Genomic DNA, 22,031 nt, shown 5'->3' with positions numbered 1-22,031 from the left:
AACGGCGCTGATATGGGTGGCGGCTGGGCAGATGAGCTGCGGCCGCTGCTGGGCTTGATAACCACTCACGTCGTCAGGCTCGAACATCACCTCGTTCGAGCTCTGTCCGAACTGGCGACCCGCGGCACCATAAAACTCACTGTACCAGTCCAGCGTTGAACACTTCGCCAAATAGACGAAAGCGCCTGGATTGCACACGCAAAATCCAGGCGCTCATGCACGCAAAAATCCAGCACGAACGATGAATTACATACGACCCCTACACGGCCGAGGTTACACCTGCAGCATCACCGAGGGGTCGGAGGAATCTTGATCTCGTTGATCGGCTGAAAACCTGCACCGGCAGGATATGCATAGGACACTTGGAGTGTGTCACTCGTCGCGCCCCATCCCCAAACTGTCACGCCAAAAGGCAGCTCACTTGACATCACATGGCGACCATTGATGCAGTCCCCGGCCCCCTGGAAGTCTCCGCTCACAAGCGGTACTCGCGTATACTCGTAATCACCGATCGGCTCCCACCCCGCGAGAACTCCCATACACTCCAGAGTCACGTCCGCGAATTTACCGTCAAACTCTGAGCGAGTTCGCACAACATTCAAACTGGTTTGCGGGTACGTGGGATCTGTGTAGAGGACATAGTAATTCAGGAATTGAGTCGGCGGTATAACATTGACCCATTCCGGATCGCCTTCCCCTTCAAAGCGCGACCCGCCTGTCATGTAACCACCGAAATAAAATGGATGCTCTCCGTTCTGGCTCTTCACCACGAACGGTCCCGCCGCATTGAATGCGAAGACCTCACCAAGGCGAAGCACGTCGGGAGCCCCAGCCGGCTTTGACGGCTCCCAGGTCAGCTCCGTACCGTCGACCATGCCCACGAGACGCCACGGCGGAGCCTCGTCGCTGCCCCCCATTCGCCCTTCGTACCGGACCGCCACATACTCGTTCCCCGTCGCTCGCACCGGTGCAATCTGCTGATGCGCCGAGTCGCAATCTTTGTCTTCCAGAGGGACATACATACAAGAGGACGCCCCGAACACTCCGATTGGCTTACTCGACTCTATGGGGCTTCCCGTCAGCTCCGCCTCTTGGGAGATCTGCAAGAACTCCCCCTTGTTCAGGGTGTATGTCACTGGCGTATCTTTCGTAGCAGAGGCGACGACCGGGGCGTCGGGCGGCCCCGCACCCACGATGTCTTGATTGGGAAGGATCGTCACCTGAGTATCGTCTTCATGAGCGACAATCTCCAACGACGGCAATCCAGTAGGCGGATCGTCCGAGTGAAGATCGGACATCGGGAACGCGTTCACAGCAACGTAGTTCGTATCCCACGAACTCGTAGGCAACAACAACGTCGCCGATGTATAGCTAGTCTGCCCTCCGCCGTACGGAGCGATTTGATAGGCAACAACAGGATAGTCCGTTGTTATATGGAACGCCGAACCGCGCCCGGTCCCGGCGACGCCTGTTTCGGTGACTACCGCTGGGGTCTTCGGGCACGCGAGCAGTCCGCCGTTCCTGCGCGACAGGAACAGAACAGCGACCTCGCCAATACCAAGTCCTACGGCCGGATCGTAGGCCGTATACGTGACATTCGCTCCCTGACCTTGCGGGATGAAGGCAAAGGTATCAACGGGCAACGCTTCACCGTTCCGCTCCACGGAGATCTTTACTTCTTTCTCCCAGGTATTCGCGATGAATGCAGCGAAGCAGGCGCCCTGCGCCTGTGGCCGCTGCGCCGTCTTCAGCGCCCAGAAGTCGCACCCATACGAGCTCTTCGACTTCTCCGCTGCCTCGCACGGGTTGGGTACGCACGCCGCGTTGACGCACCCCTCGTCCGGCCCGCACGTGCCCAGCGTCACTCCATTGCAGCTGATGATCCTCTTCAGATCGTTGGAGCACGTCGGGTCGCACTGCCCTCCCTCCCCGAAGGTCCCCGTGCTCCCCGCCTCCCCGCCCGCGCCGCCGGCGCCGCTGCTGCTGCTGCCCGCCCCGCCGGGACCCGAGCCGCTGCCGGTGAGCTCTCCACGGTACGAGTCCGAGCACGCGGCGAACGAGCCCGTCACACCGGCTGCCGCTGCAAAAACCCCCACAATCGCGTGTCGACGGTATCTAGCTATGTTCGCCATCTCTACAGGGCTCCTTCCCCCACAAGCATCCTGAAAACTTTGCGACTGCGAGCGTAACACGGTTCGACCGCCCTGGGGAGGCTCGCGAAAGCGCAGGCGATTTTTCGGCGGCCTCATGAGAGAGGGTTGCAGGTTTCAGGAATGCAATGCGCGCCCGACCTCGCACCCTCTCCCTCTGGCGCCCGGACGGACAAAGAGGCCCTGTTCAGCGAGCCGTCCTCGCACCCCTCCTTGGTAGGACGAGGTGGTCCGTCGATTTTGAATCCCGCGACTTCCACGCACCTCACCCCTACTCCCGCTCATGATCGTCATCGCTGTCCGACGCCGCCCCCGCCCGGCCGCTGCCAAAGACGCGGAAGAGCACGTACAGCGATGGGAACAACAGCACGAAACCGACGCCGAGGACCCAGACAAGCAATCGCAACGTCCTCGGGTTCGCCGCTGCCCCCGCGAGCGTCACGTCCGGCACCACAAGGAACGGGTACTGCGAGGCCGCCCACCCCAGCAGGATCAGCGTGACCTGCGCCGCGGCCGCAAAGCGCGCCAGACGGAAGCGGCGCGTCCACAGCCCGAAGAACGCCGCGGTGGCCGCGACGCCCGTCGTGAGGTGAAGCGGCCACGTGATCGGATGATCCGTCAGCCCCTCTCGGATGAGCGGGGCGCCCCGGAACGAGGCCGCGAAGGACGCAAGCGCGAGCGCCGCGACCACGCAGCCCGAGACGAGCGCCCGCCGCCGGAAGTCGTCGACCAGCGCTGGCTCCGCCGCCTCATTCGTCAGGTAGACCGCCGCGAGGAACGCAAAGAGCGCCAGCGCGAACAGCCCGACCACGAACGGAAACAGGGAGAGCCACGGCGCGAAGAAGCCGCTCGTCACCACCCCCGACGCCACCCGGATCTGCCCCGACGCCACCGCGCCGACGATCATGCCGAGCAGCACCGGCGCGGTCACGCTCGCGAGCGAGAAGACGAGCCCCCAGCGCTTCTGCCGCCGATCGCGCCGCGAGTCGTAGCTGCGGAAGCTGAACGCCGAGCCGCGGAACACGACGCCCACGAGGAACAGCGTGAGGGGGACGTGCAGCGCGACCGAGATCGCCGCGAACGCCGGAGGAAACGCGGTGAAGAGCAGCACCACGACCAGGATGAGCCAGACGTGGTTGGCCTCCCAGATCGGGCCGATGACCCGCTCGATGAGCGCTCGCTGCTCCTGCTTCCGCGGGCCGGAGGCGAGGAGATCCCAGACGCCCCCGCCGAAATCCGCCCCGCCGAGCAGCGCGTACAGCACGAGCGCCACCACCATCACCCCGCCAAGGAGCCACTCAACGACCATCGGCCGCGCCTCCCCCGAGCGGGCCCGGCTCGCCGCCGCCCGTCGCCCCGCCCCCGCGCGGTCCGCCGCCGCCCGTCACCGCGAGCGGCGCCGCGCGGAGCTGACGCACGAGCAGGTAGACCACCACGACGCCGAGGAAGACATAGAGCGCCGTGAACATCCAGAAGGGCGCCGCGAGGTGCGGGAACGGGGTCACCGCGTCGCGCGTGCGCATCGCGCCCCGCACGATCCACGGCTGGCGACCGAACTCTGTCACAAGCCAGCCGGCCTCCATCGCCACGATGCCGAGCGGGCTCGCCAGGACCGCCGCCCAGAGGAACGGGCGCTGATCCGGGATCCCCCGCCGGCGCAACGCGAGCCCCGCCGCGACCACCGCGAGCAGCGCCATCGCGGAGCCCGCGCCCACCATCACCTGAAACGAGAGGTGCGTCGCCGTCACCGGCGGCCACTCGTCGCGCGGGATCGCGTCGAGCCCGGGCACCACCGCGTCGGGATCGGCGTGCAGGAGCATCGACAGCCCCCCCGGGATCTCGAGCGCGTAGTCGACCTCGCCCCGCTCCACGTCGGGCAGGCCGCCGACGAGCAGCGGCGCGCGGGCCGAGGTCTCGAAGTGCGCCTCCATCGCAGCGAGCTTCGCCGGCTGCCCCTTGCCGACCTGCACCGCCGCGAAATGGCCGACGAACGGCTGAGCCAGCGCCGTCACCCCGGCGATCGCGAGCGTCACCGCGAACGCCTTCCGGAACAGCGGGCTCCTCGGGTGCCGCAGGAGCACCAGCGCGTGGATCCCCGTCATCACGAACGCGGTCGCCTGATAGCACGCGAGGATGCCGTGCAGCGTCTCGTGCTTCCACGGCGGGCTGAACATCGCCGCCAGCGGGTCGATGTCGGCCGGGCGACCGTCGACCATCGTGAACCCGGCAGGGTCGTTCATGCACGCGTTCACCAGGATCACGAAGAACGCCGAGAGCGCGCCGCTCAGCGCCACGAGCGCGCCCGAGAGCAGGTGCAGCTTCGGCGGGAGCTTGCCGCGCCCGTAGAGATAGATGCCGAGGAAGATCGCCTCCGTGAAGAAGGCGAACCCCTCGAGCGAGAACGGGAGCCCGATCACCTCGCCGAACGTCCCCATGAAGCTCGGCCACAGGAGGCCGAGCTCGAACGAGAGCACCGTCCCCGAGACGGCGCCCACCGCGAACAGGATCGCCGTCCCCTTCGCCATGCGCTTCGAGAACTCGAGATAGTCGCGATCGCCCGTCCGATGCCAGAGCGCGTCCGCGATGACCATGATCAGCGGCAGCGCCACCCCGGCGGCCGCGAAGACGATGTGAAATGCCAGCGAGAGGCCCATCTGGGCCCTGGCGTAGAGCAGGCTGTTCATGAGGCCCCGTACGGCTCCCTTCTGCAGTGCGACCGCGACCGGCTCCGTGTCCGCTTTCCTGCGGGGGCGGCCCGCGCGCTCTCACGGACAATAGGGAGGCTCGCGCCGGGGACAAATAGGGGTGAACCCGGCTAAGCTTCAGGCCAATGCAGACCCTTGTCGAGCTCGTCGCGAGGAAGCGTGACGGCGGGCGGCTGTCCGAGGACGAGATCGCGCGGCTCGTCCGCGCCCTCGGCGACGGCGAGCTCGCCGACTACCAGATGAGCGCGCTGCTCATGGCCATCTTCTTCCGCGGTATGGACGACGCGGAGACCGTCGCGCTCACCCGCGCGATGCTCCACTCGGGCGACGTCCTCGACCTGTCCGGCGTGCCTGGCCGCAAGGTCGACAAGCACTCGACCGGCGGCGTCGGCGACAAGGTCTCGATCTGCCTCGCCCCCCTCGTCGCGGCCTGCGGCGTCCCCGTCCCGATGGTGTCCGGCCGCGGCCTCGGCCACACGGGCGGCACGCTCGACAAGCTCGAGGCCATCCCGGGGTTCGACGTGGCGCTCGACGTCGGCGCGTTCGCGCGCATCGTCCGCGAGGTGGGGACGTGCATGATCGGGCAGACCGAGCGGATCGCGCCCGCGGACAAGCGCATCTACGCGCTGCGCGACGTGACGGCCACGGTCGAGTCGATCCCGCTCATCGTCGCCAGCATCCTCTCGAAGAAGCTCGCGGAGGGCATCGACGCGCTCGTCCTCGACGTCAAGGTCGGGCGGGGCGCGTTCATGAAGACCCAGGACGACGCCCGCGCGCTCGCGACCGCCCTCGTGCGCGTCGGGACCGCGGCCGGCAAGCGCGTCTCCGCGCTGCTCACCGACATGAGCGCCCCGCTCGGGCGCACCGTCGGCAACGCCATCGAGACCCGCGAGGCGATCGAGGTGCTGCACGGCCGCGGGCCGGGCGACCTCGTCGCGTGCACGCTCGCCCTCGGGGAGGAGATGCTGATCGCCGGCGGCGCCGCGGCGAGCGCGGCCGAGGCGCGGACGAAGCTCGAGGCCGCCATCGCGAGCGGCGCCGCGGCCGAGGTCCTCGCGCGGATGATCGCCGCCCAGAAGGGCGATCCGGCCGTGGTGAACGACCCCGGCCGGCTGCCCGCCGCCCCCGTCGTGGTCGACGTCGCGACCCAGGACGAGGGGTACGTCGTCGCCGTCGATCCGCTGGAGATCGGGCTCTCCGCGGTCGCGCTCGGCGCCGGGCGGACGCGCGCCGACCAGCGCGTGGACCCCGCCGTGGGCATCGAGCTCGCCGCCGTGCGCGGCGATCACGTGGACCGCGGGGCGCCCCTCGCCCGCATCCACGCGCGCCGGGCGGACGACGCGCGCGCCGCGGCCGATCGCGTCCGCGCGGCCTTCCGGCTCGGCCCGGCGCCCGCCGAGGCGCCCGCGCTCGTGCTGGAGCGGATCGACGCCTAGGCGGCTCGCGGCCGCCGCGCCGCCCAACTAAGCTGCCGTCATGCGAAGCCCGAGACGCGACCTCACCACGCTCGGCTACCGGCGGATCATCCAGCTCCTCGTCTACCTGGTCATCGTCCCCGGCGTGCTCCTGTCGGGCGTCGGCTTCCTCCTGCTCGTCCTCGGCGAGGCCCAGTACAACCTCATCATGGGGATCCTGGTCCTCACGTTCTGCGGGACGCTCGCGACCGGGGTCATCCTCGTCTGGGTCTTCCTCCGGCGCGAGCGCAACCTGTCCGAGCTCCAGGCCGATTTCGTGTCCAAGGTCTCGCACGAGCTGCGCACGCCGCTCACGTCGATCCGGATGTTCACCGAGACGCTCAAGCTCAGGCGCGGCGACGCGCACAGCGAGGATCGCTGCATCGACGCGCTCACCAAGGAGAGCGCCCGCCTCCAGCAGCTCATCGATCGGCTGCTCGACTGGGGGCGGATGGAGAGCGGCCGGCGCGTCTACGAGCTCTCGGAGCACCACCTCCGGCAGGTCGTCGACGAGGCGATCCACGCCTTCGAGCCGACCCGCGAGAAGCGCAGCGTCGAGCTCGACATCTCCGTCGACGCGAACCTGCCGCCCGTGTTCTGCGACCGCAGCGCGCTCGTCGACGCGATCGTGAACCTCCTCTCGAACGCCTACAAGTACGGCGGTCAGCCGAGGACGATCAGCGTCTCCGCCCAGGTCCACAACCGGTCGGCGCTGATCACGGTCCGCGACAACGGCAAGGGCATCGCCCGCAAGGAGCACAAGCGGATCTTCGAGAAGTTCTACCGGGTCGACGACCTCCTCGCGCGGCAGCAGGAAGGCTCCGGGCTCGGGCTGTCGATCGTCAAGCACGTCGTCCGGGCGCACAGGGGCAGGATCCTCGTCGACAGCGAGCCCGGGAAGGGCAGCACGTTCACGCTCGTGCTCCCGCTCCGGGGCGCGCAGAGGGCGAGCGCCGCCCGGAGACACCCGCCGGACGCCGCGCACAACGTCGCCGCAGCGCACCCCGGAGCGGCGGAGCAGGGCGCCGGAGCGAACGCGCCGCGGTAGGCGCGGCTGTCTCCGGTCCGGACATGAACATGCTAGAGGTCGTGCTCAGCATGACCCGGAACCCTCAAGCACCGGCGCGGACCGTCCTGCTCGTCGAGGACGATCCCAGCATCGCTATGGGTCTCGAGATGAACCTGACCGCCGAGGGCTACCGCGTCATGGTGGCCGAGGACGGCGAGCGCGGGCTCGCGCTCGCCCGCGCCGGCGGGATCGACCTCATCATCATCGACGTGATGCTCCCCCGCCTGAACGGCTTCGAGCTGCTGCGCATCCTCCGCAACGAGCGGCGCACCCTGCCGGTGATCATGCTGTCCGCGCGCGGCGCCGAGATGGACAAGGTGATGGGCCTCGAGCTCGGCGCCGAGGACTACATCACGAAGCCGTTCAGCCTGGCCGAGCTGCTCGCCCGCGTGAAGGCGGTGCTCCGGCGCGACGCGATCGCGCGCGCCGACGGGGCGCAGCTGCGCGCGGGCGACGTCGTGATCAACGCGGCGACGCGCGAGGTCCGCCGCGGCGAGGAGCTGCTCGAGCTCACGGCGACCGAGTTCGACGTGCTCCTCTGCCTCGCCGAGGCCGGCGGTCGGGTCCTGTCCAGGGAGCAGATCCAGGCCAAGGTGTGGGGCCCGACCCACCACGGGACCCCGCGCACCATCGACAACTTCATCCTCCAGCTCCGCAACAAGCTGGAGGAAAACGCGACCTCACCGCGCCACATCCTGACGGTGCGCGGCGTCGGCTACCGCTTCGTCCCCTGATCGCTCGGCGCGCCCGCCAGGCCGCGCGCAACCTGCGTGCGCAGGCGCGTGTCCCAGGCGGCACGTGGGCCTCGCGGGCGCCGCGCGCGCGGGAGCCCCGCCGGGGGCCCCCGGCGGGCGCGGCCCTTCAGGGCGCCTGACAGAACTTGTTGATGTTGTCGACGAGGGGATCTTCCTGCTTGATCGCCTTCTCGATCGCGGCCTGGGCCGTGTTGCTCTTCTCGGCGTCGTTCGCGTCCGCCGACGTCGCGAGATCGCGCGCCGCCCTGGCGACCTCCTTCGCCATGGCCTGGTACTCGCCCGAGAACTTCTGCAGCTCCGGGGTGGTCAGCTTCACCTGCGCCGCGTCGGCCGCCACCTTGTCCATCGCCTCGGCCATCGCCTTGAGCTCGCTCGACCCGCCCTGATCGGCGCCGGTCTTGGTGCCCTTCTCGATGCTCTGGACGCCCTTGTTGATGACCTCGATGAGCGCGTTGCACTCCGAGACCTTGTTCTGGCCGCAGCCGCCAGCGCCGGCGACGAGCCCGAGCGCGGCGACGAGCGCCGCGAGGGTGACCTGGGTGCGCATTCTGCTGTGTCTCCTCATGTGGTGAGCGAGGCCGATCCGCCCATCCCTGAACGCCACGGCATGAACCCACATTTTGCGGGTATGTTTCAACATGGAATCGGCGTCCGGCGTCCGCGGACGCCGCGCCGGTCATGACCGAACCCGCCAGTTGCCCTGGAAAGTTCGGCCGATGTCGTCAGCTGTCGGATCCGTGATGATGAGCTCCGGCCGGCCGCCTTGCGCGAACACGATCGTGTTCTGCCGGAAGACGCGGCCGAAGGCGATCGCCTCGTCCCGGTCCATGCCGTGGACGAGCCAGGCCGGCTCGCGCCAGATGCCCTCCGGCTCCGCCTCGGATCCGACGCACGGCTCCACCCGGTAACATCCGAGGATCAAGAGATCGCGGAGGACGTGGTGGCGCTGATCGTTGACCCGGCGGGGGATGAGCATCGAGCGCGGGTTGTAGGCGGTGAGCACGGCGAACTTGCGGGTCAGGAGCTCGGGGAGCCCGGCCTGATCCTGGACGATCTCGCCGTCGAGCGAGACGCGCAGCGTCCCCGCCGCCGTGGGGAACTCGTAAATGGTCGAGAAATACGACCGGAGAAGCGTCTGATCCATCGTGGAGCGGTGGGTGTGAGGGGGCCGCGGCGCTCGGCGCACCGGGTGCGTCGCCTTGCAGAGGGGCCCGTGGCGTGAGCGCCCGGGCCGCCGGGCGCGACGGCGGAGGGTTACCAGAGACGCGCGGCTCTGGCTACTCGCCGGCGTCCCGCGCCGGCGAGTAGCCAGAGCCGCGCGGAAGCCCGGCGCGCGCTTCCCCTGCCCCGCCCGGTGCGCTAAGCGTTCCGCGCGATCGCTCGGCCTGCCCGCGCGCGGCGCCGACCGCCCTGACCCCTTGCGCCCTGATGTCCCGATGATCGAGGTCGAGCACCTCTCCAAGTCCTACGGCCCCCACCAGGCGGTGAGCGATCTCTCCTTCCGGGTGAGCCAGGGCGAGATCGTCGGGTTCCTCGGGCCGAACGGGGCCGGCAAGAGCACGACCCTCCGCATCCTCGCGGGGTTCCTCGGCGCGACCACCGGCCGGGTGCGGGTCGCCGGCCACGACATCGCCGAGGACCCGATGCGCGCGCGGGCGTCGCTCGGGTACATGCCCGAGACCTCGCCGCTCTACCCGGAGATGCGCGTGGCGGAGTACCTCGCCTTCCGCGCCGAGCTGAAGCTCGTGCCGCGGCGCGCGCGCCGCGACGCGGTCGCGCGCGCCCTCCGCGACGCGCGCATCGAGGACGTCGCGAGCATCATGATCGGCCACCTCTCGAAGGGCTACCGCCAGCGGGTCGGCCTCGCGGACGCGCTCGTCAGCGACCCGCCGCTGCTCATCCTGGATGAGCCGACGGCGGGCCTCGATCCGAACCAGATCCGCGAGGTGCGCGCGCTCGTGCGCCGGCTCGGCCCGGGCCGCACGGTGCTCCTCTCGACGCACATCCTCTCCGAGGTCGAGGCGACGTGCACGAGGGCGCTCGTGATCGCGCGCGGCAGGCTTGTCGCGGAGGGCTCGATCGACGAGCTCCGCGCGAAGCGCCGCTCGTCCGGCGTGCGCGTCGCCGTGCGCGGCGCGGCCGACGCGGCGCTCGCGGCGGCGCGCGGCGCGGCGGGGGTCCGCTCGGCCGAGGCGGAGTCGGCCGGCGACGCGGCGCGGCTCACGGTCGAGTTCGACGCCGGCGCCGACGCGGGGGACGCCACCGAGCGCCTCGTGAGCGCGCTGGTCGGCGCGGGCCTCGGGGTGCGCGAGCTCGTCCCCCACGCCCCGTCGCTGGAGCAGGTGTTCTCCGAGCTGACCGCCACCGACGACGCGCAGGGCGCAGCCGGGGAGCCGGGCGCGGCGGGCGATGGCGACGGGCCGCGGCCGGCGGCCCGGAAGAAGGGGAGCGCGGCGCGGCGCGATGAAGGAGCGGCGCGGTGAAGGAGCGGCGGTGAGGGGCTTCTGGCCGATCTTCAAGCGAGAGCTCTTCTCGCTCTTCGTGACGCCGCTCGCGTGGGTGCTGATCACCACGTTCCTGCTCGTGCAGGGCGTGCATTTCTTCCTGATCGCGACCCAGTTCGCGGGCGAGGTGGAGCTCTCCGCCGACACGGGCCCGGTGCAGGTCTTCTTCGGCCAGACGATCCTGATCTACCTGCCGCTGCTCTTCGTGTGCCCGCTGCTCACGATGCGGCTCTTCGCCGAGGAGCGCCGGAGCGGCACCATCGAGGCGCTCCTCACGGCGCCGGTGGGCTCCGCCGGCGTCGTGCTGGCGAAGTACGCCGCGACGCTCGTGACGTACGTCGCGATGTGGGCGCCGACGCTGCTCTACGTGGTCCTCATCGCCCGGACGGGCGAGCTCGACTGGCGGGTCGTGGGGTCGAGCTACCTCGCCATCGTCGCGGTCGGCGCCGGCTACCTCGCGATCGGGACGATGACGAGCGCGCTCACGAAGAGCCAGCTCATGGCCGCGGTGCTCAGCACGATGGCGGTGATGGGCCTGTTCATCCTGGGCATCGGGGAGTTCATCTTCCCGGACGGCCCGGCGCACGAGCTCTGCGCCTACGTCTCGGTGTGGACGCAGATGAACGACTTCTCCCGCGGGGTCGTCGACCTGCGCCGGCTCGTGTTCGACGGGACGGTGATCGCGCTGCCGCTGTTCGTGACCGTACGCGCGGTGGACGCGTGGAGGTGGGGCTGATGGGCGAAGAGCGGCCCGATCGCGCTCCGCCGGGAACTTCGCTCGGCGAGAAGCTCTCGACGAGCGTCGGGATCATCGCGGCGATGGTGCTCGCGGTGCTCGTCAACCTGCTCGTCGCGCGCCACTACAAGCGCTGGGACTGGACGCAGGGCGGCCTGTACACGCTGAGCGACGCGACCGTCTCGACGCTGCGCGCGCTCGAGGAGCCGATCCGCGTCTATGTCCTGCTCTCCGAGGCCGACCCCCTGACGCTCTCGGTGCGGCACCTGCTCGACGCGTACCGGGCCGAGACGACGCGGCTCGAGGTCGACGTGACCGATCCCGACCGGCGCCCCGCGGAGTTCCTCGCCGTGCAGCAGCGCTACGGGGTCGTCGCGGGCAAGACGGAGGACGGGCGAATCGTCACGGACGCGGCGATCATCGTCGCGCGCGGGGACCGCCCCCATTTCCTCACCGCGAGCGACCTCGTCGAGGTCGAGGACGAGGACGACCTGCGGGCGCGACCGCGGCTCGAACAGGCGCTGACCGGGGCGATCCGGAGCGTCCTCCGCACCGATCGGCCGAGGGTCTGCTTCGCGAGCGGCCACGGCGAGAAGTCGATCGAGGTCGGCGGCGCCGGCGGGCTCGCGGCGCTCAAGGACCGGCTCAACAAGAACAACTACGAGGTCGTGGCGCTCGGCGGCGGCCGCGGCGGTCACGACCACGGCGACGACGGTCACGACCACGGCGACGACGAGGAACCCGGCGCCGCGCCGAAGGAGCCGGCGCCCGAGGTCGATCTCGGCCGCTGCCGGGTGCTCGTCCTCGCCGAGCCGAGCCAGCCGGTGCCCCCCCGCGACGTCGCCCGCTACCGCGCGTTCATCGAGCAGGGCGGCAGCGCGCTGCTCGCGCTCGGCCCGGTGCCGGACGAGAGCGATCAGCGATACGTGGATCTCGGGCTCTCCGGCCTGCTCGCCGTGGCGGGCGTCGAGCTCCGGTCGGACTTCGTGTTCGAGCTCGACCCGAAGCTCCGCTCGACGCAGGGCTTCGGCGAGACCTTCTCGCCCCTCGTGAGGCCGCACCCGATCACCGAGGGGCTCGTCAAGGCGGCCGATCAGGGGCTCGGCCCGGTGCTCACGGTGGCCAGCTCGCTCGCGCCCACGACGAGCGGGCCCGTGGCCCCGGCGCCGCTGCTCGTCACGAGCGACAGGGCCTTCGGCATGGTCGATTTCTTCGGCTGGGCCCGGGATCCATCCGAGCCGCAGCCGCGCGACGGCGATCACCGTGGGCCGCTCACGGTCGCCTACGCCGCGGAGCTGCCGAAGCCCGCGGGGTCCAGCGCCGCGCACGGGCCGCGCGTCGTGGTGGTCAGCTCGCCCAGCGCGCTCTACGGCGCGAACTGGCAGAGCCCCGAGCTCCGCGGGACGGCCGTGTTCGTCGAGAGCGCGCTGTCCTGGCTCGCCGCGAGCCCGCCCATGCTCGACATCCCCGACAAGCCCGCGGTCACCGCGGGCCTCCGGCTCAGCGAGGACTCGCTCGCCGGCATCTTCCGCTACGTCGTCGTCTACATGCCGCTCGCCGCGGCCCTCCTCGGCCTCGCCGTGCACCTCGCGCGGCGCGGCTCCGAGCGCCGCCCCGGCGACAAGGGCGGCCCCGGCTCCCCCGCCGGGCGCGGCTCACCGGGCGGGACCGAGCGCGAAGGCGCGTCGTGATGCGGCGCCTCCGCGGGCACGCGACGACGCTGATCCTTGTCGCGCTCGCCGCCGCGGCGGCCGTCGCGCTCCTCGTGCTCGACCGGGGCTCGGTGTCCACCGACGAGGCCGAGCGCCGCAAGAAGCACCTGTTCGAGGCGTGGCGCGCCGACGAGATCACCGAGCTCACCGTGACGATGGCCCCGCCCGGCGCGCCGCCCGCCGCGCAGCAGACGGCCCGGCTCACCCGCGGCGACGTCAGCGACGCCGGCCAGCGCCCGTGGAACGTCGAGATCGACGGGCAGCGCTACCCCGCCGACGAGCCCACGGTCGACCAGCTCCTCGGCACGCTCGAGTTCGCGACGGCGGAGCGCCGCGTCTCCGAGGAGGCGAGCGATCGGGCCGCCCTCGGCCTGGCCGCGCCCCGGCTCACGATCGCCCTCACGATGGGCTCGCGCCGCGAGCGGCTGCTGCTCGGCGGCAGCGCCCCCACGCCGCCCGGCGCGGTCTACGCCGAGGTCGCCGGCCGCGGCGTCTTCGTCGTCACGAAGCAGCTCGCCGCGGCCCTCGACGTGCCGCCGGATCGCTTCCGCTCCCGGAGCTTCGTCCCCTACGTCCCGGCCGAGCTCTCGGGGCTCACGCTCGACGGCGAGGGCGGATCGCGGCGGTTCGTGCGCGCCCCGTGGGGTGGCGGCCGCGGCGCCGGCTTCCGCTTCGCCGAGGGCTCACCCGAGGGCAGCGGCGTCCGGGTCAGCGCGCCGGCGCTGGATCTCGTGCTCTCGGCGCTCGGCCGCATGCAGGCCGAGGCGTTCCTCTCCGAGGAGGAAGCGGCGCAGGCCGCGGCCTCCGGCGGCCCCAGGGTCACGCTGACGCTCCTGCCGAGCGATCCCTCGGCGAAGCGCGGCGTGATCGACGTCGGCGGCGCCTGCCCGGGCAAGCCCGACCACGTCGTCGCGGCGCGGCTCGAGCCCACGCGCGCGGCCGCCTGCGTGCCCGCGAGCGTGCTCGACCCGCTCACCGAGGAGGCCGCGCGCTTCGTCGATCTCGCCCTCGTCGCCGCGCCGCTCGACGAGGTCGCCGAGGTGAAGCTCGCGGCCGGCCAGCGCGACGCGCGCTCGCTGGAGCTCGCGCGCACCGGCAGCGAGTGGCACCTGCGCGCCCCGCAGGACCGCCCTGTCCCGACCGAGACGGGCCGCGCCCTTGTGCAGGCGATCCTCGGCGTCCGCGCGGCGCGCCTCCTCCCCGCGGCGAGCTCCCCGAAGGCGCTCGGCCTGGATCCGCCGCGTGCCACCCTCCGCGTCGTCTCGACGCCGGCCTCGGCCGGCGAGGGCGAGCCGCAGGAGCGCATCGAGACGCTCGAGATCGGCGCCGAGCAGGCCGGCGTCGTGCACGTCCGGCGGCTCGAGGACGGCGCGATCGCCGAGGTCCCGGCCCCGTCCGCCGGCGCGCTCCTCCCCTCCGAGGTGTCGCTGCGCTCCATGGAGGTGTTCGATTTCGCGCCGGATCAGATCAGCGCGCTGCGGATCGAGCGCCCCGGCCTGGTCCAGCGGCTCCGCCGGACGGGCGAGGGCGCCTGGCAGCTCGTCGCGCCGAGCGGCGTGGGCCTCGCGGCCGACGGCGGGCTCGCGGACGAGCTCGCCGGGCAGCTCGCCGGCCTCAAGGCCGAGCGCTGGGTCGCCGCGGACGCCGGCCAGAGCTACGGGCTCGGCGCGCCCCGGCTGGTGGTGGAGGCCGAGCTGACCGCCGCGCCGGAGCCGGGCGCGGGCGCCTCCGGCGCGGCGGCGCGCGCGGCCCGAGTGGAGCTCGGCGCGCACGCCGGCGCAGGCTCGTTCGCGCGCGCCGGCGACAGCGCCGCGGTCTTCGTCGCGCCGCCGGCGCTCGAGGCCGCGGCCGGGCGCCTGCTGCTCCGCCGCGACGTCTTCCTCGTCCCCCCTGAGGACATCGCGCGGGTGACGCTGGCCCCGCGGGACGGGAAGCCGGTCGTGCTCGAGGGCTCGCCGCACGGCTTCACCGTCATGGGGGCGGCCGACCCGGCGAGCGCCACCGCGACCGCCGCGCGCGTCCGGGACGCCCTCGCCGATCTACGCGCCGAGGGCGCCGTGGCCCTGGGCCAGCCGGAGCGGCAGCACGGCCTCGGCCCGCCGCGGCTCCGGGTCACCATCGAGCTTGCCCGGCCGCAGGCCGCGCCGGCGGGCGAAGGCGGCGCGAGCCCGCCGCGCTCGTCGGAGGGGTCGTTCACGATCGCGATCGGCGCGGGCGACGCTTTCCGCGGCACGAATGTCTTCTATGCCCGCCGCGACGGCGTGAGCGCGGTCTACGCCATCGCGCAGTCCAGGGTGCGACCGCTGCTCGAGGCGGCGGGCGTCGACTGACGCGGGGCTGAGCGAGCGGACTATTTCGTACTATTTCGTTCTGGCGGCGCACCTGTGCTACGCGACGTGGTGGACATGGCGAAGGCGGACATGGCGAAGCGGCAGCGCCCGCTGGCGGTCGACATCCCCCGTCCCGGCGATGAGCAGCCGGTCTGGTCGCGGATCGGGGTGATCGCGCTTGTGGGGTTCGTCGTGGGCGTCGCCTGGCCGAGGCTCGCCGGGGTCCGCATCGGCCCGAGCGTCCCCGGCGACCCCAAGGCGACCGCCGAGGCCGCGACAGCGGCCGCGCCGCCCTCCCCCGCAGCTGCCGTGCCCGGGACGGCGGAGCCCGACGCCAGGCCGCCGGAGCCCGCGAAGAACCAGCAGCAGGTCGTGGTCGGCCCCGGCAGGATCACGCGCTGCTCGGACAAGAAGAACAAGAAGATCGAGGACTGCGGAGAGCTCCAGTTCGATCCGATCGCGCTGCCCCGGCTGAAGGAGCTCGCCCAGTGTCCGGCGGCGCTCGGCGTCGACGGCAAGCTCCCGATCGGCTTCGAGCTGAATTTCGAGAAGAAAGAGGTCCAGGTCGTCAAGGGAAAGAAGGCGAGCCTGCCCTCCTCGACGATCAGCGGCATTCTCCAGTGCGCCGCGCGCGAGTTCTCGAACGTCTCCCTCGAGGAGGTCCCGCACAAGTACCCCCGCTACTCCCTCGTGTACACCGCCACGTTCCATCCCCCGGGCGTGCAGGCGGAGGCCGCGAAGGCGGAGGCCGGCGGCGAGGCGCAGGAGCCGGCCGCCGGCACGACCACGAGCGAGAGCGCCGCGAGCGGCCTGGCCACGGTCAGCTGGGACACCGCGCTCGTCCGCGGGGTGCCCAAGGAGGGCGATGTGGTCATGCGCCTCGTGCGTGGGACGCGCGTCAAGCTCGTTGGCCGGCAGAACGACTGGTACAAGGTCGAGCACCGGGGCAAGACGGGCTGGATCTACCGCGGCGCCATCGGCCTTTAGCCAAGCGAGGCGCGAGCCGGCGGGCGCGCGCGGGCGGCGTCAGACGCGGATTCAAGGCCAGCGCCCGGGCGAGCGCGCGTCGGTTCGCGTAGAATGGCGGGGTCCGATGACGCGCAAGCTGTCGCTCCCGCTGATTCCCCTGGGCCGATCCGCGGGCTTCGCGGCGGCAGACGCCGCGAAGCCCACGGTCGACGCGGTGCGCGAGCGCCTCGGCGGACGCGCGTCGACCGAGTCGGGTGTGGGTGAGCTGGTCCTCCTCACCACCGCCGCGAGCAAGGCACTGCCCGGGGTGGTCCTCTTCAGGCGTGGCGCCACGGTCGACGTGTGGGTTGCCGTCCCGGAAGCAGCATCATCCGTCCAGGACAAAAACAAGCCCTCTGTTTCTGTGCGATCCATGACCCACCGGGGCCTGGTTCACCGCGCCCGCACAGCGGACATCGCGCCGTTGCGCGTCCCTGCGCCGGAGTCGCTCATGGCCGTCGCTGCGGATGCGCGCGTCTTTGCCGCCCTGAGCGAGGGCCAACGCATCCGGTTCCAGGACGGCGGCGAGCTGGCGGAAGGCACGCTGGTCGAGAAATGCCGCTTCGGGGGCCTGGTGCAGCGCGACGACGGGGGCATCGTCGGCGTCGGTTTCCGCCGGCTCTGGCCGGCGCAGGCCGAAGGCGCCACGCGGAACTGAGCAGAACCGAACCGAGCGCCGCGAATCGGCGCGGGGATCGAGCGAAACGGAGCTGAACGGGAGTCAAGCGGCGCTCAGCGGGGCCGAGCGAGAGCGGCTCCGGGAATATCTGCATGAGCGGGGTTCCCGTGATCAATACCGCTCGTCGCCGGCGCGGCATCATCCGTCGAAACACGGGGCGGGCACATGATGCCTGGCAACTGCCGAGTCGTCGCGCGGCACCGCTGGCGTAGCGCGGCGCGGGCAGCGAATGCGCCCCGGAGGCATACGGAATCACGCGCGACCGCGCGCAACCCCGCGGGGACGCCGCCGAGCGCGCCCGGGACGCCGAACGTGCGGCTTGTACCTCCTCCCCGAACGCGATAGACAAGCCACATCATCGTAGCTCGCGCGCCGCGCGACCAGGTTGGAGGTACAACTTTGAAGCTCGCTTGCTCGTTCACGGTCGCCCTTGCGCTCGCCATGCTTCCGGGCTGCGGGGCCTCTATCTCGGGTCTGTGCGAGGACATGTGCGATTGCACCGGAGACTGCAGCCCGGACGACGAAGACGACTGCGTGGACAACCTCGAAGACGCCGAGCGCGAGGCGGCGGCGGAGGGCTGCGAGGAGCAGTTCGACGAGGCCCTCTCCTGCGTGGATGACGAGTTCGCGTGCCGCAGTGACGCGGTCGACGTCGATGGATGCGTCGATCAGGTCGAAAACCTGAGCGGCTGCGCCGGTATCCAGACCGGGCTCAAGTTCTGGGCCGCCATCACCGAGTGAGGGCTGACCGCGCCGCGCGCCTGTCCGCGAGGAGGCCTGGTTCGGCTCCCGGAACCCTGTCTCCGCCTCCCCGGTCACGCGCCGGGGTGGCTGAGAGGGGCCTTATTCGCCGAGGTGGGTGCGGACCTTCATGAGCAGCAAATCGCCGTCGAAAGGCTTGATGAGGTAGTCGGTGCACCCGTTGGCGAAGCCGATCTTGATGCTCGTTTGATCGCTCCTCGTCGTCATCATGATGATCGGCACGGTCTTCGTCGCGTCGAACGCGCGAAGCCATCTGCAGGCCTGGAAGCCGTCCATCGCGGGCATGACGACGTCCATCAGGATGAGATCGGGGCGCTCCGCCACGGCCTTCGCGATCGCCTCCTTGCCGTTGCGCGCAATGACGATGTCGTAGTCGTCCGCGCCGAGCGCCAGCTGCTGTGACAGCAGCGAAGTCAGCGAGTCGTCGACGACGAGGATCTTCTTCTTTCGAGCCCCCTCGGCGGCCTGGTTACCAGGCGCGGACGGCCGGCTCCGCGGCGCCGAGTCGGAAGCGGAGGCCGTTTCCGGAGAGCTCTTTCGCGAGGAGTCGACACGACGATCGGCCATGAGGGAGCCTCCATGAGGAGGCGCCGTTCCCTAGGGCGCCTCCGGAGTGTTCAGGTTGCAACGAGTGGTCCCCCCATCAGCTTACCAGGATCGCTACCGCACCGGAACCAAGTTCCACTGTCACCCGATGTGGCCAAACCCGCGAAAGTACTCCTGAACAGACCACCGCGCCCTCGCCTGCGGCCAGCTGGCGTCTGGCCGAGAGGCGGAATCGCCCGGGCGTCCACGACAACGGCTGAGCCGCGTCGAGCGGAGGAGCACACAAGAGCGTGAGTAGGGGGCGCGGCGGCGCCTGCTCGCCGGCACAAGAAAGAATAGTGCCCAGGGACGGAATCGAACCGCCCACACGAGGATTTTCAATCCTCTGCTCTACCAACTGAGCTACCTGGGCTTGCTGCGGGTCCCGCGCTTACGCCGAGACGTCGGTCACGGGCGGGCTACGTTACGCGGATGTAGACGTAAGTCAAAGGATTTCTGCATCCCGAGCTGCTCGAGCCTCGTTGGAAGCCCAGGAGACGGCGGTGGTTTTCGGCGCAGCCACCTCCGGCGCGGCCGCAACGCGGAGCCGTCATTCGGCGGTGTCGTCCGTCCCCGTGCGCTGCGCGGGCGCGGAGCGATCGACCAGCCGGAGGGCGGCCGCGAGCCACGAGGCGCGCAGGTAGGCGGCGGCCGCGAGCGCCGCGAGCTGCGCGGCGAACGCGGCGGCGACGCGCGGGCCCGTGCCGACGCCGGCGAGGTGTATCCCCCACGCCCCGCCTGCGAGCGCGACGGCGGCGAGCGCGCCTCGAGAAGCCGAGGCCCAGGCGGCCGCGAGCGGCGCGGCGCACAGCGCGTCGAAGCCCCTGGCGACGGCGGTGTAGAAGCCCCGCTGCTCGGCCACGAGGGCGGCCCGCGCGAGGTCGTGGAGCAGACCGATGGCCACGACGTGCACCAGCGCGACCGCGGCGACGGCCGCCGCCGCGAGGTCGCGGCTGCGCGGCAGGGCCAGGAACGCCTCGCAGAGCTGCATCCCGGGGAGCAGGACGAGCGCGGCGGCGGTGACCTGCGCCGCGAGCGCGACGCCCCAGAGCAAGGCGAGCGGGCCGAGGGCGCGCGCCGCGCGGCCGCCCAGGGCCTGCGCCGAGAGCGGCCCCGCCTGGCTCAGCGCGGCGAGGAGCACCGCGAGCGGGATCAGCCCGAGCGCGGCGGCGAGCAGGGCGCCCACGCCGAGCTGCGCCGCGAGGGACGCGGCGGCGAGCGCCCCGAGGCGCCCGAGCTCGCCGAGCATCAGCCCGCCGGGATCGAACAGGATCGCGTCGCCGCGCGGATGATCGCCGACGACCTGGGCCGCGAAGACGGACAGCGGCGCCGCGACCACGAGCGAGGCGAGCGCCCGGTAGCCGAAGTAGAGCGCGATCGCGCCGGGCCGCTCGTGCGCGGCGGCGCGCCGCGCGGCAGGCCGGGCGCGCGGCGGATCGCCCCCTGCGGCCGCCATCGAGCCCGGAACCATCGCGCCCTCCTCCGCCGGCTCGCTCATGGCCCGAGGAGCGTGAGCGCGAGCCCCACGGCGAAGCTCGCGCGCGAGAGCACGCTGGGCGCGAGGAGATCCGGATCCGCCCGGCGCGCGTTGTTCGCGAGGTCCTCGTCGAGCAGCACCCGGTGGTCGGGGTCGATCACCACGGCGACCAGCGGCGAGGCGCCGGCGTAGGGGATCCGGGCGACGCTCTCGTGCGCCTGCCACCGGACCCGCTGCACGCCGCCGTCCTCGCCGTGCAGCGCGACGTCGACGGGGAGCACGAGCGAGCCGCGGCGCCGCACGACGGCGTGGCCGTGATAACCCGCTCCCTCGTGGCCGCCCTCGCCCGGAGCGGGCTCCGCGCCGCCTGCGGGCCACGAGTGGAACGTCGCGACCGTGTAGTCGACCCACCCGCGCTCGAAGAGCCCGGCGCGGAGCGCCTCGGCCGCCCCGTCGCCCACCTCGCGGCGCACGGCCTCGAGCAGCGCCTCGGGGCCGGGGTGACGGAACCGGTTCTCGCGCGCGTAGCGGCCCACGGCCCGGCGCACGAGGTCCTCGCCGTACACGCCGGCGAGGGTCGCGAGGAGGACCGCGGGCCTTCCGTACGCGAGGCCGGCGTAGTCCGCCCCGTCCACGAAGCCCGTTGCCGGCTGCGCGACGGCGCCGTTGTGGCCCGACGCGAGCGCGTCGGCGCGGTACTGCGTCCGGAGGTCGATCTCGAGCCCGAGCAGCCGCGCCGCCGAGCTGTCGCCGTAGCGCGCGCGGAGCGCTTCGGCCTCGGCGTAGGTGGTGAGGCCCTCGTCGAGGAACGGGTAGCGGTGCTCGTTGGTGGCGACGAGGCCGTAGAACCACTGGTGCGCGAGCTCGTGCACCGTGACCGCCTCGACGAAGCGCACGCCCACCACGGGCCAGAGCCAGCTGCCGCCGGTCGTGATGAGCGTCGGGTACTCCATTCCGCCGGCCTCCTCGGCGCCCTCCGGCGGATGCACGATCGTGAGCGTGCCGTACGGGTAGCGGCCGAACGCCGCGCCGAAATGCGACAGGCCGAACCGGGCCAGGTCGATCTGGAGAGCCGCCTCGCGCTCGCTCCCCTCGGGGAAGAGGCACCGGATCGCGACGCCGTCGTCGGTCGTCGCGCGCATCTCGCGGAAGCGGTCCCACGCGGCGAAGGCGAAGTCGTGCACGTCCTCCTGCACGAACCGGCGGATCGCGCGGCCGTCGAGCCGCCGCTCTTCCACGAGCCGGCCGGTGGCGCCGACCGCGACCCCCTCCGGTACGTCGACGGTCACGTCGTAGGCCCCGAAGTCGGCGTAAAACTCCGAGAGCCGATGGTAGGGGAAGTGCGCCCAGGTCCCGTCGGGCTCGAGGCGAGCGATCTTCGGAAACCACTGCCCCACCATGTGAAAGCTCCCGTAGTGGCCCGTCCTGAGCGCGAGCGACGGGAGGTGCGCGTCCCAGGCGAGATCGATCGTGATCGCGTCGCCTGGAGCGACGGGCCGCGGCAGCTCCACGCGGATGTCGGTCTCGTCCTCGGGATCGCCGGGCGTCGTGGGGTTCCCCTGGGGCCAGACGTCCGCGCCTCCCATCTCGCGCACCGCGAAGCGCTTCACCTGGATGTGTCCGTAATCGTACAAGATTTCGTTGCCACGAAAGCCCCCGATGGCCGACCGGAGGAACACGGTGCGCTCGCTCTTGAAGCCGTTCAGGTAGAGATGGACGAACAGCTCGCGCTGCGGCTCGCGCGACGCGTTCCGCCAGACCAGCGTGCCCTCGCCGCGCATCGTGTGCTGCACCGGATCGAGGCTCGCGCGCAGCGTGTAGCTCGCGATCGGATCGGCGTGCGCCGCGAGCTCGGCGTCGGCAGGAGGCGCCGGCGATGGCGTGACGCGGGCGGCGTCGACAGCGGCTGCGGGGCCGGCTGCGGTGGCGCCCGCGGCGTCGACGGCGCCTGCGCGAGCGGCCGGCGGCGGCTGCGCTGGAGCGCCGCGCGCGATCGTGGCGACGAGGGACGCACCCGTGCGGCCGGCGACCAGCGCGAGGAGGAGACCGACGGCGGCCTGGAGAGCCGTGCGCACCGGTGCAACCTAGCGAGCCAGCGCCATCGC

18 protein-coding genes and 1 tRNA gene are annotated in these 22,031 nt (G+C 71.6%); 10 read left to right on the top strand and 9 right to left on the bottom strand.

The window, feature by feature from the left end:
• Positions 1 to 287 precede the first annotated feature (287 nt).
• The 3 genes from WME75_RS12045 to WME75_RS12035 form a co-directional block, all read right to left on the bottom strand.
• Positions 288 to 1,865 (bottom strand): IgGFc-binding protein, encoded by a 1,578-nt coding sequence (locus WME75_RS12045; RefSeq protein WP_437489975.1) that lies wholly within the window; start codon positions 1,863 to 1,865, stop codon positions 288 to 290.
• A 556-nt stretch (positions 1,866 to 2,421) separates the two neighbouring features.
• Complete coding sequence (locus WME75_RS12040; protein ID WP_437489974.1) at positions 2,422 to 3,459, bottom strand: cytochrome d ubiquinol oxidase subunit II; 1,038 nt, start codon at positions 3,457 to 3,459, stop codon at positions 2,422 to 2,424.
• A complete protein-coding gene (locus tag WME75_RS12035) occupies positions 3,449 to 4,834 on the bottom strand; it encodes a cytochrome ubiquinol oxidase subunit I (protein ID WP_437489973.1) in 1,386 nt (461 codons plus the stop codon). Before WME75_RS12035 ends, WME75_RS12040 begins: the two co-directional genes overlap by 11 nt.
• 146 nt (positions 4,835 to 4,980) lie before the next feature.
• On the opposite strand from WME75_RS12035, the gene WME75_RS12030 reads away from it, so the two are divergent.
• Genes WME75_RS12030 through WME75_RS12020 form a run of 3 tightly spaced genes read left to right on the top strand, consistent with a single transcriptional unit; the run spans position 4,981 to position 8,112 of the window.
• Complete coding sequence (locus tag WME75_RS12030) at positions 4,981 to 6,291, top strand: thymidine phosphorylase (protein WP_437489972.1); 1,311 nt, start codon at positions 4,981 to 4,983, stop codon at positions 6,289 to 6,291.
• A gap of 40 nt (positions 6,292 to 6,331) precedes the next feature.
• Positions 6,332 to 7,357, top strand: a complete 1,026-nt coding sequence (locus tag WME75_RS12025; protein ID WP_437489971.1) for a sensor histidine kinase — start codon at positions 6,332 to 6,334, stop codon at positions 7,355 to 7,357.
• 23 nt (positions 7,358 to 7,380) lie between these two features.
• The gene (locus WME75_RS12020; RefSeq protein WP_437489970.1) at positions 7,381 to 8,112 is read left to right on the top strand and encodes a response regulator transcription factor; all 732 of its coding nucleotides are present in this window, start codon (positions 7,381 to 7,383) and stop codon (positions 8,110 to 8,112) included.
• Between the two features lie 127 nt (positions 8,113 to 8,239).
• Here the strand turns inward: WME75_RS12020 and WME75_RS12015 are convergent, their stop codons facing one another.
• Positions 8,240 to 8,680: a hypothetical protein gene (locus WME75_RS12015; RefSeq protein ID WP_437489969.1), complete on the bottom strand. Its 441-nt coding sequence runs from the start codon at positions 8,678 to 8,680 to the stop codon at positions 8,240 to 8,242.
• Positions 8,681 to 8,809: 129 nt separating this feature from the next.
• Positions 8,810 to 9,277 carry a DUF3293 domain-containing protein gene (locus tag WME75_RS12010; protein WP_437489968.1) on the bottom strand — a complete coding sequence of 156 codons (468 nt, stop codon included), beginning with the start codon at positions 9,275 to 9,277 and terminating at the stop codon, positions 8,810 to 8,812.
• Between the two features lie 274 nt (positions 9,278 to 9,551).
• Here WME75_RS12010 and WME75_RS12005 point away from each other — a divergent pair, with 274 nt between their 5' ends.
• The 7 genes from WME75_RS12005 (at position 9,552) to WME75_RS11975 (ending at position 17,843) form a co-directional block, all read left to right on the top strand.
• Complete coding sequence (locus tag WME75_RS12005) at positions 9,552 to 10,616, top strand: ABC transporter ATP-binding protein (protein WP_437489967.1); 1,065 nt, start codon at positions 9,552 to 9,554, stop codon at positions 10,614 to 10,616.
• A 10-nt stretch (positions 10,617 to 10,626) separates the two neighbouring features.
• Positions 10,627 to 11,373, top strand: coding sequence for an ABC transporter permease (locus tag WME75_RS12000; protein ID WP_437489966.1), 747 nt, complete (start codon positions 10,627 to 10,629; stop codon positions 11,371 to 11,373).
• Positions 11,373 to 13,064 carry a GldG family protein gene (locus WME75_RS11995; protein WP_437489965.1) on the top strand — a complete coding sequence of 564 codons (1,692 nt, stop codon included), beginning with the start codon at positions 11,373 to 11,375 and terminating at the stop codon, positions 13,062 to 13,064. Before WME75_RS12000 ends, WME75_RS11995 begins: the two co-directional genes overlap by 1 nt.
• On the top strand, positions 13,064 to 15,415 hold the full coding sequence (locus WME75_RS11990) for a DUF4340 domain-containing protein (RefSeq protein ID WP_437489964.1): 2,352 nt from the start codon (positions 13,064 to 13,066) through the stop codon (positions 15,413 to 15,415). The genes WME75_RS11995 and WME75_RS11990 overlap by 1 nt, the downstream gene beginning before the upstream one ends.
• A 75-nt stretch (positions 15,416 to 15,490) precedes the next feature.
• Positions 15,491 to 16,402: an SH3 domain-containing protein gene (locus tag WME75_RS11985; protein ID WP_437489963.1), complete on the top strand. Its 912-nt coding sequence runs from the start codon at positions 15,491 to 15,493 to the stop codon at positions 16,400 to 16,402.
• Positions 16,403 to 16,508: 106 nt separating this feature from the next.
• Positions 16,509 to 17,081 (top strand): hypothetical protein, encoded by a 573-nt coding sequence (locus WME75_RS11980; RefSeq protein ID WP_437489962.1) that lies wholly within the window; start codon positions 16,509 to 16,511, stop codon positions 17,079 to 17,081.
• Between the two features lie 420 nt (positions 17,082 to 17,501).
• Positions 17,502 to 17,843: a hypothetical protein gene (locus WME75_RS11975; RefSeq protein ID WP_437489961.1), complete on the top strand. Its 342-nt coding sequence runs from the start codon at positions 17,502 to 17,504 to the stop codon at positions 17,841 to 17,843.
• Positions 17,844 to 17,945: 102 nt separating this feature from the next.
• On the opposite strand, the gene WME75_RS11970 is transcribed toward WME75_RS11975, so the two are convergent.
• From WME75_RS11970 to WME75_RS11955, 4 genes are all read right to left on the bottom strand, one after another.
• Entirely contained in the window at positions 17,946 to 18,431 is a 486-nt protein-coding gene (locus WME75_RS11970) for a response regulator (RefSeq protein ID WP_437489960.1), read from the bottom strand.
• Between the two features lie 318 nt (positions 18,432 to 18,749).
• A tRNA-Phe gene (locus WME75_RS11965) sits at positions 18,750 to 18,822 on the bottom strand.
• A gap of 177 nt (positions 18,823 to 18,999) precedes the next feature.
• On the bottom strand, positions 19,000 to 19,947 hold the full coding sequence (locus WME75_RS11960; RefSeq protein ID WP_437489959.1) for a hypothetical protein: 948 nt from the start codon (positions 19,945 to 19,947) through the stop codon (positions 19,000 to 19,002).
• Entirely contained in the window at positions 19,944 to 22,001 is a 2,058-nt protein-coding gene (locus WME75_RS11955; RefSeq protein ID WP_437489958.1) for a M1 family metallopeptidase, read from the bottom strand. Before WME75_RS11955 ends, WME75_RS11960 begins: the two co-directional genes overlap by 4 nt.
• Between the last annotated feature and the right edge of the window lie 30 nt (positions 22,002 to 22,031).

The organism is Sorangium sp. So ce1014 (assembly GCF_051521505.1).
Taxonomy (GTDB): Bacteria; Myxococcota_A; Polyangia; order Polyangiales; family Polyangiaceae; genus Sorangium.
The sequence above is the reverse complement of the archived record's forward strand: the minus strand, read 5'-3'. Positions and strand labels throughout refer to the sequence as shown.

Coding starts and splice junctions, on each gene's coding strand:
- WME75_RS12010 (WP_437489968.1), bottom strand. CDS start 9,277: ATGGATCAGACGCTTCTCCGGTCGTATTTCTCGACCATTTACGAGTTC.
- WME75_RS11960 (WP_437489959.1), bottom strand. CDS start 19,947: ATGAGCGAGCCGGCGGAGGAGGGCGCGATGGTTCCGGGCTCGATGGCG.
- WME75_RS11995 (WP_437489965.1), top strand. CDS start 11,373: ATGGGCGAAGAGCGGCCCGATCGCGCTCCGCCGGGAACTTCGCTCGGC.
- WME75_RS12020 (WP_437489970.1), top strand. CDS start 7,381: ATGAACATGCTAGAGGTCGTGCTCAGCATGACCCGGAACCCTCAAGCA.
- WME75_RS11970 (WP_437489960.1), bottom strand. CDS start 18,431: ATGGCCGATCGTCGTGTCGACTCCTCGCGAAAGAGCTCTCCGGAAACG.
- WME75_RS11990 (WP_437489964.1), top strand. CDS start 13,064: ATGCGGCGCCTCCGCGGGCACGCGACGACGCTGATCCTTGTCGCGCTC.
- WME75_RS11985 (WP_437489963.1), top strand. CDS start 15,491: ATGGCGAAGGCGGACATGGCGAAGCGGCAGCGCCCGCTGGCGGTCGAC.
- WME75_RS12035 (WP_437489973.1), bottom strand. CDS start 4,834: ATGAACAGCCTGCTCTACGCCAGGGCCCAGATGGGCCTCTCGCTGGCA.
- WME75_RS12030 (WP_437489972.1), top strand. CDS start 4,981: ATGCAGACCCTTGTCGAGCTCGTCGCGAGGAAGCGTGACGGCGGGCGG.
- WME75_RS12040 (WP_437489974.1), bottom strand. CDS start 3,459: ATGGTCGTTGAGTGGCTCCTTGGCGGGGTGATGGTGGTGGCGCTCGTG.
- WME75_RS12025 (WP_437489971.1), top strand. CDS start 6,332: ATGCGAAGCCCGAGACGCGACCTCACCACGCTCGGCTACCGGCGGATC.
- WME75_RS12015 (WP_437489969.1), bottom strand. CDS start 8,680: ATGCGCACCCAGGTCACCCTCGCGGCGCTCGTCGCCGCGCTCGGGCTC.
- WME75_RS11980 (WP_437489962.1), top strand. CDS start 16,509: ATGACGCGCAAGCTGTCGCTCCCGCTGATTCCCCTGGGCCGATCCGCG.